We start from the raw sequence: 13,250 nt of genomic DNA, 5'->3' as shown, positions 1-13,250 counted from the left end.
GGTCGCCCAGCGCGGCGTCCAGTAGCCGATGACACTGCTCCCCTCGGGGGGCTCGCGTTGGATGTGGGTGAAAACCGCACTGAAGCCCTTCATTCGATGCCGAAAACGCTTTTCAAGGTTGATCTCACCAAGCCGATGGACCAGCAGGAGATGCCGGGCCATAACCGCTGGCATCCCGACATCCCAGCCGTGGTTTCAGTCAATCCCGGGGATGTGTTCCGGATCGAATGCAAAGACTGGACCGATGGCCAGATCAAGGACAACGATGATCCTCAGGATATCGCCGATGTGAATCTTGAAGTCGTCCATGTCCTGAGCGGGCCGGTCTGGGTGAACGGAGCTCAGCCTGGCGACATTCTGGTGGTGGATATTCTCGATGTGGGGGCCCTCCAGGGAGACGAATGGGGATTCACCGGCATCTTCGCCAAGGAGAATGGCGGGGGCTTCCTCACGGATCACTACCCCAAGGCGGCCAAGGCCATCTGGGATTTCGAGGGGATCTACACCAGCTCCAGGCACATCCCCGGGGTCCGTTTCGCGGGCATCACCCACCCCGGCCTGATCGGCTGTGCCCCCTCCCATGAGCTGCTGCGGGAGTGGAACCGCCGTGAAACCGAGCTGGTGAACACCGCCCCCGACCGCCGCACCTACGGCGCCGGCCTCTCGGGCAGTGAGCCTGTGCTGGCGGCCCTGCCCAACCCCAACAGTGCCATCCTGGGCACCCTGCCCAGCGCTGACTTCGATCGCGTCGCCAAGGAGGCGGCCCGCACCGTGCCCCCCAGGGAGCACGGCGGCAACTGCGACATCAAGAACCTCACCAAGGGCACCCGGATTTACTTCCCGGTGTATGTGGAGGGCGCCAAGCTCTCGATGGGAGACATCCACTTCTCCCAGGGAGATGGTGAGATCTCCTTCTGCGGGGCCATTGAGATGTCGGGCTACCTCGATCTCCATGTGGAGATCATCAAGGGTGGCATGGAGAAATATGGGATGGTCAATCCCATGTTCAAGACCAGCCCGGTTGAGCCCCATTTCACCGATTATCTCGTGTTTGAGGGCATTTCGGTGGATGAGTTTGAAGGTAAGCAGCACTACATGGATGTGCACATCGCTTACCGGAGGGCTTGCCTCAACGCCATTGAATATCTCAAGAAATTCGGCTACACCGGTGAGCAGGCCTATCTGCTGTTGAGTTGTGCGCCGGTGGAGGGAAGAATCAGCGGAATCGTTGACATTCCCAATGCCTGCTGCACGCTGGCCATTCCCACCTCCATCTTCGACAAGGACATTCTTCCCTGTTGAGACCGCTGCATTGACACCTGATGGATGGATCTGCTTCGGCAGGTCCATTTTTCTTGTTCTTCTCCTTGATCCGAGCGTATCGACGATGCCTGTCTATGAATTCCGTTGCAGCCGTGGCTGCGAAAACTACGAAGTGTGGCGCAGCATTGATGCCCGCCAGGTGGCCACCGAATGCCCCCAGTGCGGGGATCCCGGCAGCCGGATCTTCACTCCTCCGATGACCTTGACCGGCCCCCTGCGCCTCAAGCAGGAGGTGAAGGAGCCCAGGTTGGTGAGTCGCTCGAAACCCCAGGAGCCGTCCCAGAAACCCCGGTTGAAAGAGAGCGGCACCAGGCCCTGGATGGTCACCAGGGGCTGCTGAAACGAAGCTGCTGTGCCGGCATCCGGCTCAGCCCTGCCCCTCAGACAGTCAGGAATTCCTCCACCACCGCATCGGAGAGTTGTTCGGTGGGCCCACTGGAGACGATCCCGCCACGTTGCATCGCGTAGTAGTAGTTGGATTGGCGCACGAAGTGCAGGTGCTGCTCCACCAGCAGCACACTGATTCCGGTTTCCTTCATGATACGCTGCACCGCCCGCTCGATGTCCATGATGATCGAGGGTTGAATGCCTTCGGTGGGCTCATCAAGCAGCAACAGTTTCGGCTTGCCGACTAAAGCTCGAGCAATCGCCAGTTGTTGCTGCTGACCGCCGCTGAGATCCCCACCTTTGCGGTCCAGAAATTGCTCGAGAATCGGAAAGAGCTCATAGACCAGAGGGTCGATGTGACGATTCTTGCCGAGACCTCCGGGCAGGGCTTCCATGCCCAGCAACAGATTCTCCTTGACCGTGACCTGGGGAATGATGTCACGCCCCTGGGAGACATAGCCAATGCCGGCCCGGGCCCGGCGATAGGGAGGCTCCGTGCTCAGGGTTTTGTCACCGTAGTGAACGGTGCCGGAGCGCTGCTGAAGCAAACCGATGATCGTTTTGAGAAAGGTTGTCTTGCCGACGCCGTTTCGGCCGATCAGGCAGACCATTTCCCCTTCGGGAACCGAGAGATCCACATCACGAAGAATGTGACTTTGTCCGTAGTACACATTCAGATCGGAAACCTGAAGGATGGGTTGGGAACTCATGACTCTTGGCTGCGCCTCGGGTTGGGATGGTGTGAAGGGAAATCAGTGACGATGACTGGGTGCGGAGACTGTGGGGCTGACTTGGGGCTGATTTGGGGCTGACTGACAGCAGCCGTGCAGCAGTGGCGGTGAATCAGTCGGAGTCGGCTTGCCCCAGATACACTTCAATGACCCGTGGGTCCTGCTTCACTTTCTCCAGAGGCCCTTCAGTCAGGAGCTGACCTTGGTGGAGAACGGTGACGGGGGCTTTGAGGTCCCGGATGAATTCCATGTCGTGCTCGATCACCACCACGGTGTGATCGCCGGCCAGGGATTTGATCAGCTCGGCGGTGCGTACGGTTTCCTCATCGGTCAGGCCGGCCACCGGTTCATCGAGCAGCAGCACTTCCGGCGACTGGGCCACCAGCATGGCAATGGCCAGCCATTGTTTCTGGCCATGGGAGAGGGAGCCGGCTTTGGTGGTGGCGAAGGGGGAGAGGCCCACGTAATTCATCAGGCGCTGCACCTCATCTTTGGCGGAGACGGGCAGCCGATCCACCAGCAGGTTGAAGGCACTCTTGTGGGGTGAGGCCGACAACTCGAGATTGCGCTGGACGGTCAGGTTCTCAAAGACACGGGGGGTCTGGAATTTGCGGCCGATGCCCTCCCTGGAGATCCTCTGCTCGGAGAGGCCCACCAGCGAATGGCCCTTGAAGGTGACTGTTCCCTTGGTGGGACGCACCTTGCCGGTGATCACGTCCAGGAACGTGGTCTTGCCGGCTCCGTTCGGGCCGATGATCGACTTGAGTTCCCCTTTGTTGAGGGTGAGGCTGAGATCGGTGAGCGCGTAGAAGCCATCGAAGCTCACGCTCACATCCTTGAGCTCGAGAAGTGGTTGGGTCATGGACTCTGGCTGGAAAGGATGGGGACAAGCAAGCTCCGGCAGAACGCCAGGCTGTGGTGTCAGGACACGTCGTTGAGAGCAGCCACCTCCTCATCCAGCTGGGGATAGGTGCGTGATTTCGGAGCCATGCCGAAGGCGGCCAGCAGCTGCCGTAAGCCGCCACCGGTGAACCATCCGTAGATGCCATCGGGCATCAGCACGACCACGAAGATGAACAGAGCCCCTTGAACGAACAGCCAGAACTCCGGCAAGGCCTCGCTGACGAGGCTTCTCAGATAGTTCACGAGAATGGCACCGATGATCGGCCCTACCAGCGTTCCGCGGCCTCCCACCGCCACCCAGATCACCATTTCGATCGAAAACGAGATGGACATGAACTGGGGCGAGACGATCCCGCTCTGAACGGTGTAGAGAGCTCCCGATACACCACAGAGTGCCCCCGCCACGATGAACACGAGGGTCTTGAATGGGACAGGATTGAAGCCGCCGAAGCGGAGCCGTTGTTCGTCGTCGCGGATGGCGATCAGGGCATCCCCAAACCGCCTGGTGGTGAAATAGCGGCAGATCAGGAAGGCAACGGGCAGAAGAAGGACAGTGAGTCGGTACATCCAGAGCTGCATGTCGCTTGAGCCGACCAGTTGGCCGAACAACTCAGTGGTGCTGGTTTTCAGGCCATTGGTTCCATTGATCAACTTCTGCTGGCCATTGAAGAAGTGGAAGAAGACCATCAAGGCCGCTTGGGTGATGATCGAGAAGTAAACGCCTTTGATGCGATTCCTGAAGATCAGATAACCGACAAGCCCGGCCACGATTGCGGGGATCAGCCAGAGGGCAATCAGGGTGAAGGCTGGAGACCAGAAGGGTTGCCAGAAGAAGGGCAGCTGATCGACCCCATAGTTTTCGAAGAATTTGGGGATGCCATTCCCTCCCGCTTCACTTTCGGTGTTCAGCGTGAGATACATCGCCACGCCATAGCCACCCAGTGCAAAGAAGATGCCTTGGCCCAGGCTCAGCAGTCCTGTGTAGCCCCAGATCAGGTCGATGGCCAGGGCTGTGATCGCCAGAGAGAAGTAGCGGCCGAAGAGGTTGAGGCGGAAGTCACTGAGAATGGCCGGCAGGATGAACAGGGCGATGGCCAGCAGAATCCAGGGGAGGAGTCGTCGGAAGATCTTCACAGCTGAGGGCTCCAGGGCTGGAGAAGGATTGGCAGTAGGAAGGGGTGTTGAGCGGTTGACTCAGGCATCAACGGATCTCCCTTTCTGAGGGAACATGCCGTTCGGGCGGAACTGCAGGAAGGCGATGATGAAGATGAAGACCAGCACCAACGACATGCTCGTAGTTGCGAAGAATTCAACGACCCCTCGTGCTGCCGCCGGCATGTCCGGGAACACGATCAACAGCGACCCCGATCCCACCACCGACTGAATGAGACCGAGCATCAGGGAGGCGAGCACCGTTCCCAGCAGATTGCCCACACCGCCCAGCACGATCACCATGAAACAGGAGACGATGTAGGCCGCCCCGAGGTTGGGCCCGACCGATCCCAGCAGAGTGATGGCACATCCGGCCACACCCGCCAGGCCTGAGCCCAACCCGAAGGTGATGCTGTCCACCCTGTCGGTTGGAATCCCCAGGCAATTGCTCATCTGACGGTTCTGGGTGACGGCCCTGATGCGCAGTCCCCAGGCGCTCTTGCTCAGAAACCAGACCGTGGCGAGCAGCAGGACGGCGGAGAGCAGGATGATGAAGATGCGCAGTCCTGGAAGTTCAATTCCTGCGATGGATCCCCAGCTTCCCTGAAGCCACTTGGGGGCCGTGACATCAATGTTGCGTGGGCCGAACCAGGCACCTGCCAAAGCACGACTGCTGGAGAGAAGATTGACGCAGACCAGGCCAACCACTGCGGCGATGGCCCAGAACAGCCCTGAGATGTAGGGGAGGTAGGGCTTCTCCGCCATCTTGGAGTGAAGAAAACGATTTCCGAAATAGCCAATGGCAACGGCCACGAGAATGCCCAGCAGCATGGCCGTGGAGATGCTGCGGATCAGCTGAATCAGAATCAGGCTGACCCCCCAGGTGGCCAGCAGTGTTTCCAGTGGCCTCCCGTAGAGCTTGCGAATCAGCGTTCTCTCCAGGAGCACGCCCACCAGGGCTGTGACCACGAAGGAGAGAACTAATGCAACGGGATAATACAGCTCGAAGACAACTCCGCCCATAGGACGGAAAATGAATTGAACGACATAGGTGACGTAGGCGCCGAGCATCATCAGCTCGCCATGGGCGAGATTGATGACGCCCATCAGGCCGAAAACGATGGCCAGTCCGGTTGCCGCCAGCAGCAGCACCGATCCGATGCTGAGACCGTCGAGGATCTGAGAAAAGAAAAGTTCCAACGGAAATCACGGCTGAACGAGAGGCTCAGGTCCAGAGTGATCCGGACCTGAGGTGGTGGAGTGGACTGGCCGCTCGGGGACGATCAGGACGGATGGGGAGGCCTGGATGCAGGCCTCCCGCTGCATCACATCTTGAACTTGCCGGCGTCAGGGCGGTCCTGGGTCCAGTCGCAGGTGAAGCCCTTGGTCTCGGGCACGAACTGGTTCCAGGGCAGCGGCGGAATCGCTGTCTTGCTGTCTTCCAGGATCTTGAACTGGCCGTCTTCCTGAGCCTCGCCAATCAGCACACGCTCGGAGGTGTGATGGTTGGGGTACATCTCGATCTCGCCCTGAGGAGCGGCAAACTTGATGCCGATCATGGTCTCGCGGACCTTGTCGAGATCTTCGAAGGTGCCGGCTTTTTCAACGGCATTCTTCCAGAGGTACACCATGTTGTAGGCCGATTCGGCCGGGTCACCCGTGACCCGATCATCGCCATACATGGCCTGGAAGTCGGAGGTGAACTTCTTGGAGGCTGGGGTGTCCAGGCTCATGAAGAAGTTCCAGGTTGCGTAGGTGCCTGTGGTGTACTCAGGACCGATCTGGCGGATTTCCTCCTCGGCAATCGAGAAGGACATGATCGGGTACTTTTCAGGATCAATCCCGGCAGCTTTGAACTGCTTGAAGAGGGCAACATTGGAGTCGCCGTTCAAGGTGTTGATGATGATGCCGCCATCGGGGAAGGCTTCCTTGATCTTGGCAATGATCGGGGCAACTTCAGTGTTGCCGAGGGGGATGTAGTCTTCGCCGACGGTTTCACCGCCGAGAGCCTTCATCTGCTCCTTGATGATTGTGTTGGCGGTCCGTGGATAGACGTAGTCGGAGCCAACCAGGTAAACCTTCTTGCCCAGCTTGTCGCCGTAGGTCTTCATCAGCCAGTCTACGGCTGGCTCAGCCTGCTGGTTCGGTACAGCACCGGTGTAGAAGATGTTTCTGGAGCACTCCTGCCCTTCATATTGAATGGGGTAGAAGAGCATATGATTCTTGGCCTCATAGACCGGCAGCATGGCCTTGCGGCTGGCTGAGGTCCAGCCGCCGAAGACGACGGCTACATTGTCGGAGTCGATCAGTTTCTGGGACTTCTCGGCGAAGGTGGGCCAGTCCGAGGCTCCGTCTTCCGCAACGGCGACGATCTTGTAGGACTTGCCGTCAACCTTGACGCCACCGGCTTCGTTGATTTCCTTGATTGCCATCTCCTCGACCTCTTTCAGGGTCGTTTCCGAGATGGCCATGGTTCCACTCAGGGAGTGGAGAATGCCCACCTTGACTTCGCCGTCGAAGTCGCCTGCGGTGTCGCCGCCGCCTCCGCCACCGCAGGACACCAGAGTGATGCTGACGGCGGTAGCAGCGATTCCAGCAAACAGCCGCCGAGAGAGATTCTGAACCATTGGTGCTTGATCAAGATGAGGGTATTCCGCAGGGACCCTACGGATGCCGTCCGGGGGACTGTGTATCCGATCGCACCGAACGTTTGTCGCCCCTGCCTGTGTGTGGATTCGCAGGTGAGTTCCGGCGCGTTTCGCTGGCCTCTCCCCTCAGGCGTTGTGAGCCGGCAGTTGTTCCCTCAGAAACGACTCCACCTGTGCAAGCCCTTCTCCACTGCGAAGGTTGGTGAAGCACCAGGGCCGACCTGGTCGCATCCGCTCGGTGTCGCGTTCCATCACCTCCAGATCAGCCCCCACCATCGGTGCCAGGTCGATCTTGTTGATCACCAGCAGGTCGGAGCGGGTGATGCCCGGTCCGCCTTTCCTGGGGATCTTGTCACCCGCTGCCACATCGATCACATAGATGCAGAGATCCACCAGCTCCGGGCTGAAGCTGGCGGCAAGGTTGTCTCCACCGCTCTCCACCAGCACGAGGTCGAGCGATGGGAAGAGCTGTTCGAGTTCCTCCACCGCCGCTCGACTGATTGAGCAGTCTTCGCGGATGGCGGTGTGGGGGCAACCTCCCGTTTCCACCCCCCGGATCCGCTCAGGCTCGAGGGCGCCGGCCCGCGTCAGGAACTGGGCGTCTTCCTGGGTGTAGATGTCATTGGTGACCACCGCCAGCTCCAGCTGTTGGCGCAGTCGCCGGCAGAGGGCTTCGACGAGGGCCGTCTTGCCGGATCCCACCGGCCCGGCCACGCCAACGCGCAGTTTGCTCATGGTGGTGGCCTGCCTGGGCGATCAACTGCGGAACAGCCTGGAGTAAAGCTCGGCGTGGCGCAGCTGGCTCAGGCCAGCGCCGACTCCGCCCGTCCATTGCTCACGGGGATCGGAGATGGCCAGGTCCCGGGCTCTCTCCACCAGCAGCGGGGCCAGGGCCAGCTGCAGCCGCTGCCCCTGGGTGGGTCCCAGGGGAACCAGGCGCACAGCGGCACTGATCTGATTGGCGCTCCAGCCATAGAGGTAGGCCTCCACCAGATCAGGCAGGGGGATCTCCAGGCAGAGGCCCGCCCAGGCCCAGGCCGCCGGCCAGGAGAGCTCGGCGGCAGGCTGCAGCGGCCAGCCCAGTTCAGCCAGCAGCTGCAGCAGCGACCTGCCCATCTGGCGTTGCTGGGCCCGCACCTCGGCGGCTTCCCGCTGGGCCAGCAGCCAACCGTCGAGATCGAGCAGAGCGTGTTCTGACGTCAGAGCGGCTCCGCGCTGATGCTGGCGGAGGGCTTCCTGCAGGGGAGCCAGGGCCGCCGCCTCGATGCCGATGGCGCCGCGCCGGAGTTCGGCTTCGAGCCAGTCCTGGAGGGTGCTTGCGGTGGTGATGGTTCCCCCCTGCACCAACACCTCCAGCCCTTCCGAATAGCCGAACGCCCCCACCGGCAGGGCAGGGCTCAGCAGCTGAAGGAGATGCAGTCCCGTACGGCTCATCAGTGGCGAGGGCCTTCGTGGCTGTGGCTGTGGCTGGTGATGGCATAGGCGCCCGGCTCCGGCAGAAACGGGGCCAGTTGGTGCTCGATCAACAGCCCCCGTTGCCGCATCAGCTCCTCCAGCACGCCATCCTCGAGCAGCCGCAGCTCGCCTGGGCGCAGCTCCAGGGACACGTGGCGGTTGCCCAGGTGGTAAGCAGCCTGCAGCAACACCAGGGGATCCGGGCTGCGCACCACCAGCACCGGCTCCGGAGCCGGCTCCACCACCACCTGCACCCTGCCGTCAAGCGGCAACAGCCGCTCGCCGGGCTCCAGGGCCGGTCCCCGCGGCAGTTGCAGCAACAGCTCCTGGCCGCAGCTGGAGCGGCGGCGGCCCCGCAGGCTGGTGCGCTGGTGGGCGCTCAAGGCCAGATGCAGCACAGGGCCTCCTCGTCCTCCCTGATCAGAGTCCCCCAGCTCCGGGGCATCGGCAGGGATGCGTCGCTCAAGCTGAAGCGGCGTTGCTGAGCGGTCGGGGGGCGTGGACACCGTGCCGTCACCCTCAAGGCGAATCTCCACCTTCCCGAGGCGTGGGGCCTGACCATGTGGCGGTTGTAACTGAATGCCCGGTGGCCAGCTGCGGCAGGATTCCGTGGTTCGTGCTGATCCAGCCGGGGCGAGACTCCACCATGCCGAGCGCCCCACCCCAGTCCTGGTCTGCAGAAGCCAGGCTCCAGTTCCATCGCACGGCTGATCGCGGCACCATTCATCAGGGTGGAGCCACGGCTCCTCTCAAGATCCAGCGGGCCTGTGCCCGGGAGGATGGCCGCTGCGAACTGCCTCTGCTGCACACGGCCGGAGGCCTGGTGGGGGGGGATGAGCTGAGCCTCAGGGCCGAGCTCGGGCCCCACAGCCGTGCCCTGATCACCAGCGTCGCCGCCCAGAAGGTGTATGGCTCGGTGGGCCGCTCCCGCCTGGCGCCCCGGGGCAGCTGGAGCCGCCAGCGGCTGAGTTTCGAGCTGCTCGAAGGGGCGGATCTGGAGTGGCTGCCCCAGGAGGTGGTGGTGTTCGCTGGGGGCCTGATCGAGCAGAGCTGCCGGGTGGAGCTGGCCGCAGGGGCCAGCTGGCTCGGTGCCGACGTGGTGCGCCTCGGCCGCAGTGCCGATGCCGAAACCCTTGGCGATGGCTGCTGGCGCTCGCGCCTGGAGGTGCGCCGTCAGGGCCGCTGGAGCGTGGCGGATCAACTGGAGCTCGCGGGAGAGAGCCTGCGCTCCCCCCATGGGCTGGGGGGGGAGCCGGTGTTCGGCAGCCTGGTGTGGGCGGCACCGGCGCCGGGGCCGGAAGCTCTTCTGGAGCACTGCCGAGCCGATCGGACCGGGCTGGAGGGGGAGATGGCCTGCGGCCGGCTCGATCAGGGGCTGGTGGCCCGCTACCGAGGGAGCTCCACCCAGGCGGCCCGCTGGTGGTTCACCCGCATCTGGGCGCGGATCCGCGCCGAGCGGGGCCTGGCAGCGCCGCAGCTGCCGCGGGTGTGGCCCTTTCAGGAAGCTCCCCTGCAAGGCAGCGAACGTTCCTGCTGAACCTGCCCATCGCCCTCGGCACTGCCAGAGTGCCTGAGCAACGATCGGCTCCATGAACCTGACGCCCCAGGAGAAGGACAAGCTGCTGATCGTCACGGCAGCACTCCTGGCGGAGCGTCGGCTGCAGCGGGGCCTGCGCCTCAACCACCCGGAGGCCGTGGCCTGGCTCAGTTTCCTGATCCTCGAGGGCGCCCGCGATGGACGCAGCGTGGCTGAGCTGATGACCGACGGCAGTACCTGGCTCAGCCGAGATCAGGTGATGGAGGGGGTGCCGGAGCTGATCCCCGAGGTGCAGATGGAAGCCACCTTCCCCGATGGCACCAAGCTCGTCACCCTGCATGAACCGATCCGATGATCCCTGGTGAACTCCTGCCTGAGCCCGGCAGTCTCGAGCTCAATGCCGGCCGGCCCGTCACCACGATCGAGGTGGCCAACCGGGGGGATCGTCCTGTGCAGGTGGGCTCCCACTTCCACTTCCACGAGGCCAACCATGCCCTGATCTTCGATCGGGAGGCGGCGCGGGGCCAGCGCCTCGACATCCCCGCCGGCACCGCGATCCGCTTCGAGCCGGGGGATCAACGGCGCGTGGAGCTGGTGCCTCTGGCCGGAGCCCGCTGCGTGTTCGGCTTCAACGGCCTGATCAACGGCCCCCTCGACTGATCCGCCGATCCCCGACCCCAGGCCCGTTTCTCTGTTCCTTCGCACCCCGCACCAGCCATGCCCTACCGGATGGACCGCCGGGCCTATGCCGAGACCTACGGCCCCACCACCGGCGACCGGCTGCGGCTGGCCGACACCGAGCTTGTCCTGGAGGTGGAGGACGATTTCACCACCTACGGCGAGGAGGTGAAATTCGGCGGCGGCAAGGTGATCCGCGACGGCATGGGCCAGGCCCAGACCTCCCGTGCCGATGGGGCGGTGGACACGGTGATCACCAACGCCCTGATCCTGGATTGGTGGGGGATCGTCAAGGCCGATGTGGGCCTGCGCGACGGGCGCATCTGCGCCATCGGCAAGGCCGGCAACCCCGACATCACCGACGGGGTGACGATCATCGTGGGCCCGGGCACCGAGGCGATCGCCGGTGAGGGCCACATCCTCACGGCCGGTGGCATCGATACCCACATCCATTTCATCTGTCCCCAGCAGATCGAAACGGCCCTGGCCTCCGGCGTCACGACTCTGCTGGGAGGCGGCACCGGCCCGGCCACCGGCACCAACGCCACCACCTGCACCCCCGGGGCCTTTCACCTCGCGCGCATGCTCCAGGCGGCCGAGGGGCTTCCGGTGAATCTGGGTTTCTACGGCAAGGGCAACGCCAGCACCCCCGGGGCAATCGAGGAGCAGGTGCGAGCCGGGGCCTGCGGCCTCAAGCTCCACGAAGACTGGGGCACCACCCCGGCGGCGATCGATTGCTGCCTCACCGTGGCCGACCAGCTCGACGTGCAGGTCTGCATCCACTCCGACACCCTCAATGAGGCGGGATTCGTGGAGGACACGATCCGGGCCATCGGCGGCCGCACCATCCACACCTTCCACACCGAAGGGGCCGGCGGCGGCCACGCCCCCGACATCATCCGGATCTGCGGCGAGGCCAACGTGCTGCCCAGCTCCACCAACCCCACCCGCCCCTACACCCGCAACACGCTCGAGGAACACCTCGACATGCTGATGGTGTGCCACCACCTCGATGCGGCCATCCCCGAAGACGTGGCCTTCGCTGAGTCGCGCATCCGCCGCGAGACGATTGCCGCCGAGGACATCCTCCACGACCTGGGGGCCTTCAGCATCATCGCCAGTGATTCCCAGGCCATGGGCCGGGTGGGGGAAGTGATCACCCGCACCTTCCAGACCGCCCACAAGATGAAGGTGCAGCGCGGCACCCTCCCGGAGGACAGCGCCGGTGCGGGCCGCGGCCGCAACGACAACGTGCGCCTCAAGCGCTACGTGGCCAAGTTCACGATCAACCCGGCGATCGCCCACGGCCTCGACAGCCAGATCGGCTCGGTGGAGGTGGGCAAGCTGGCCGATCTCACCCTCTGGAAGCCAGGGTTCTTCGGCGTCAAACCGGAACTGGTGATCAAGGGGGGCTCGATCGTCTGGGCCCAGATGGGGGATGCCAACGCCTCCATTCCCACCCCTGGCCCCGTGCACGGCCGGCCGATGTTCGCCGGCTTCGGCGGTGCCCTTGCCCCCAGCTGCCTCACGTTCCTCAGCCAGGCGGCGCTCGACGACGACCTGCCCCGTAAGCTGGGACTCAGGCGGCCCTGCGTGCCGGTGGTGAACACCCGCGGCATCGGCAAGGCCGAGATGCGCAACAACTCCGCTCTGCCAAAGGTGGAGGTGGATCCCCAGACCTACGAGGTGTTCGCCGATGGCGAATTGCTCACCTGCGAGCCGGCTGAGTCGCTGCCGATGGCGCAGCTCTACTTCCTGCTCTGAGGCCCTGCCCCGACGTAGCGCGCTGCACCTGTCTTGTTGCTGGCGCTCCAGATTCTTCTGGTTGGCTTGCAGCAACCTGTGTTGGTTGTGTCATCGCTGATTGATGGTAGAGGAGTCACTGACTTCTCAGCAGAAACGACAAGGACGTCGTGGTCGATCTGCGCAGGCTCAGAACTTCGCCTTCTGGCATCTCCTGGATCATCTGGGTCGTAGGCTCCCCTTGTGGTTGCAGATCGCTGATGACCAACAGGCGTGCGAAGACGGCATCAGATGACGATGCGCAAGACACGAATCAGGCCGCTCCAGCCCGCCGGCATGAGTCTTGGATCGCCTGCGCGGTGGCCCTGGTCTTCGCCTTGGTCATCATCGCCCTTGAGCCCGGGCTGTTCAGTTTTGGGCGTGGCTCTCATTTCAACTGGGTCACACTTCACTCCCTCTCCATTGTCGACCATTCTCGGTTCGACTCCGGTTTCGTTGGCTATAGCCGCAAGCTCGCTGAAATAGCAGGCGATAACACAAGGCTATTCCATTATGGGCACCTCGAAAAATCTACGGCGCTCCCTGACAGCCTATGAAATATGCAATAGAATTGGTTCAGTTCAACACAGCTGAATGGGACAGCGTGGATTCTGGGATGAGGAGAAGCGCATCCACAGGCTTCGGCAAAAGAAG

General features: G+C 62.8%; 15 protein-coding genes. 7 read left to right on the top strand and 8 right to left on the bottom strand.

Annotated elements, in window-relative coordinates; genetic code table 11:
* Positions 1 to 96 precede the first annotated feature (96 nt).
* Together fmdA and KQ297_RS02125 are read left to right on the top strand one after the other, a co-directional pair.
* Positions 97 to 1,302, top strand: coding sequence for a formamidase (fmdA, locus tag KQ297_RS02130; protein ID WP_185465614.1), 1,206 nt, complete (start codon positions 97 to 99; stop codon positions 1,300 to 1,302).
* Positions 1,303 to 1,387: 85 nt separating this feature from the next.
* The gene (locus KQ297_RS02125) at positions 1,388 to 1,663 is read left to right on the top strand and encodes an FmdB family zinc ribbon protein (protein WP_259737974.1); all 276 of its coding nucleotides are present in this window, start codon (positions 1,388 to 1,390) and stop codon (positions 1,661 to 1,663) included.
* A gap of 40 nt (positions 1,664 to 1,703) precedes the next feature.
* Here KQ297_RS02125 and urtE read toward each other — a convergent pair whose 3' ends face one another.
* The 8 genes from urtE to KQ297_RS02085 form a co-directional block, all read right to left on the bottom strand.
* Positions 1,704 to 2,420 carry an urea ABC transporter ATP-binding subunit UrtE gene (urtE, locus tag KQ297_RS02120; protein ID WP_259737973.1) on the bottom strand — a complete coding sequence of 239 codons (717 nt, stop codon included), beginning with the start codon at positions 2,418 to 2,420 and terminating at the stop codon, positions 1,704 to 1,706.
* A gap of 133 nt (positions 2,421 to 2,553) precedes the next feature.
* Positions 2,554 to 3,303 (bottom strand): urea ABC transporter ATP-binding protein UrtD, encoded by a 750-nt coding sequence (gene urtD, locus KQ297_RS02115; protein WP_185465617.1) that lies wholly within the window; start codon positions 3,301 to 3,303, stop codon positions 2,554 to 2,556.
* A 59-nt stretch (positions 3,304 to 3,362) separates the two neighbouring features.
* Positions 3,363 to 4,478 carry an urea ABC transporter permease subunit UrtC gene (gene urtC, locus KQ297_RS02110; RefSeq protein ID WP_259737972.1) on the bottom strand — a complete coding sequence of 372 codons (1,116 nt, stop codon included), beginning with the start codon at positions 4,476 to 4,478 and terminating at the stop codon, positions 3,363 to 3,365.
* 60 nt (positions 4,479 to 4,538) lie between these two features.
* Positions 4,539 to 5,696, bottom strand: a complete 1,158-nt coding sequence (urtB, locus tag KQ297_RS02105; protein ID WP_259737971.1) for an urea ABC transporter permease subunit UrtB — start codon at positions 5,694 to 5,696, stop codon at positions 4,539 to 4,541.
* Positions 5,697 to 5,821: 125 nt separating this feature from the next.
* Positions 5,822 to 7,123 (bottom strand): urea ABC transporter substrate-binding protein, encoded by a 1,302-nt coding sequence (gene urtA / locus KQ297_RS02100; protein WP_259737970.1) that lies wholly within the window; start codon positions 7,121 to 7,123, stop codon positions 5,822 to 5,824.
* Positions 7,124 to 7,270: 147 nt separating this feature from the next.
* Positions 7,271 to 7,879, bottom strand: a complete 609-nt coding sequence (ureG, locus tag KQ297_RS02095; protein ID WP_259737969.1) for an urease accessory protein UreG — start codon at positions 7,877 to 7,879, stop codon at positions 7,271 to 7,273.
* Between the two features lie 21 nt (positions 7,880 to 7,900).
* The gene (locus tag KQ297_RS02090; RefSeq protein WP_259737968.1) at positions 7,901 to 8,578 is read right to left on the bottom strand and encodes an urease accessory protein UreF; all 678 of its coding nucleotides are present in this window, start codon (positions 8,576 to 8,578) and stop codon (positions 7,901 to 7,903) included.
* Positions 8,578 to 9,135 carry an urease accessory protein UreE gene (locus KQ297_RS02085; RefSeq protein WP_259737967.1) on the bottom strand — a complete coding sequence of 186 codons (558 nt, stop codon included), beginning with the start codon at positions 9,133 to 9,135 and terminating at the stop codon, positions 8,578 to 8,580. The genes KQ297_RS02090 and KQ297_RS02085 overlap by 1 nt, the downstream gene beginning before the upstream one ends.
* A gap of 110 nt (positions 9,136 to 9,245) precedes the next feature.
* Here KQ297_RS02085 and KQ297_RS02080 point away from each other — a divergent pair, with 110 nt between their 5' ends.
* The 5 genes from KQ297_RS02080 to KQ297_RS02060 all read left to right on the top strand — a co-directional run bounded on the left by KQ297_RS02080 (position 9,246) and on the right by KQ297_RS02060 (position 13,153).
* On the top strand, positions 9,246 to 10,136 hold the full coding sequence (locus KQ297_RS02080) for an urease accessory protein UreD (protein ID WP_259737966.1): 891 nt from the start codon (positions 9,246 to 9,248) through the stop codon (positions 10,134 to 10,136).
* A 52-nt stretch (positions 10,137 to 10,188) separates the two neighbouring features.
* On the top strand, positions 10,189 to 10,491 hold the full coding sequence (locus KQ297_RS02075) for an urease subunit gamma (protein ID WP_259737965.1): 303 nt from the start codon (positions 10,189 to 10,191) through the stop codon (positions 10,489 to 10,491).
* On the top strand, positions 10,488 to 10,796 hold the full coding sequence (locus KQ297_RS02070) for an urease subunit beta (RefSeq protein WP_185465629.1): 309 nt from the start codon (positions 10,488 to 10,490) through the stop codon (positions 10,794 to 10,796). The genes KQ297_RS02075 and KQ297_RS02070 overlap by 4 nt, the downstream gene beginning before the upstream one ends.
* Before the next feature lie 57 nt (positions 10,797 to 10,853).
* Complete coding sequence (ureC, locus tag KQ297_RS02065) at positions 10,854 to 12,578, top strand: urease subunit alpha (RefSeq protein ID WP_259737964.1); 1,725 nt, start codon at positions 10,854 to 10,856, stop codon at positions 12,576 to 12,578.
* Between the two features lie 239 nt (positions 12,579 to 12,817).
* Entirely contained in the window at positions 12,818 to 13,153 is a 336-nt protein-coding gene (locus tag KQ297_RS02060; protein WP_259737963.1) for a hypothetical protein, read from the top strand.
* Positions 13,154 to 13,250 lie beyond the last annotated feature (97 nt).

This window comes from Synechococcus sp. CS-205, assembly GCF_025128255.1.
Lineage (GTDB): Bacteria > Cyanobacteriota > Cyanobacteriia > PCC-6307 > Cyanobiaceae > Regnicoccus_A.
The sequence above is the reverse complement of the archived record's forward strand: the minus strand, read 5'-3'. Positions and strand labels throughout refer to the sequence as shown.

What these genes read in the sequence shown, in the direction of transcription:
- fmdA (WP_185465614.1), top strand. Translation starts at nt 97, where the DNA reads ATGCCGAAAACGCTTTTCAAGGTTGATCTCACCAAGCCGATGGACCAG.
- KQ297_RS02125 (WP_259737974.1), top strand. Translation starts at nt 1,388, where the DNA reads ATGCCTGTCTATGAATTCCGTTGCAGCCGTGGCTGCGAAAACTACGAA.
- urtE (WP_259737973.1), bottom strand. Translation starts at nt 2,420, where the DNA reads ATGAGTTCCCAACCCATCCTTCAGGTTTCCGATCTGAATGTGTACTAC.
- urtD (WP_185465617.1), bottom strand. Translation starts at nt 3,303, where the DNA reads ATGACCCAACCACTTCTCGAGCTCAAGGATGTGAGCGTGAGCTTCGAT.
- urtA (WP_259737970.1), bottom strand. Translation starts at nt 7,123, where the DNA reads ATGGTTCAGAATCTCTCTCGGCGGCTGTTTGCTGGAATCGCTGCTACC.
- ureG (WP_259737969.1), bottom strand. Translation starts at nt 7,879, where the DNA reads ATGAGCAAACTGCGCGTTGGCGTGGCCGGGCCGGTGGGATCCGGCAAG.
- KQ297_RS02090 (WP_259737968.1), bottom strand. Translation starts at nt 8,578, where the DNA reads ATGAGCCGTACGGGACTGCATCTCCTTCAGCTGCTGAGCCCTGCCCTG.
- KQ297_RS02080 (WP_259737966.1), top strand. Translation starts at nt 9,246, where the DNA reads ATGCCGAGCGCCCCACCCCAGTCCTGGTCTGCAGAAGCCAGGCTCCAG.
- KQ297_RS02075 (WP_259737965.1), top strand. Translation starts at nt 10,189, where the DNA reads ATGAACCTGACGCCCCAGGAGAAGGACAAGCTGCTGATCGTCACGGCA.
- KQ297_RS02070 (WP_185465629.1), top strand. Translation starts at nt 10,488, where the DNA reads ATGATCCCTGGTGAACTCCTGCCTGAGCCCGGCAGTCTCGAGCTCAAT.
- ureC (WP_259737964.1), top strand. Translation starts at nt 10,854, where the DNA reads ATGCCCTACCGGATGGACCGCCGGGCCTATGCCGAGACCTACGGCCCC.
- KQ297_RS02060 (WP_259737963.1), top strand. Translation starts at nt 12,818, where the DNA reads ATGACCAACAGGCGTGCGAAGACGGCATCAGATGACGATGCGCAAGAC.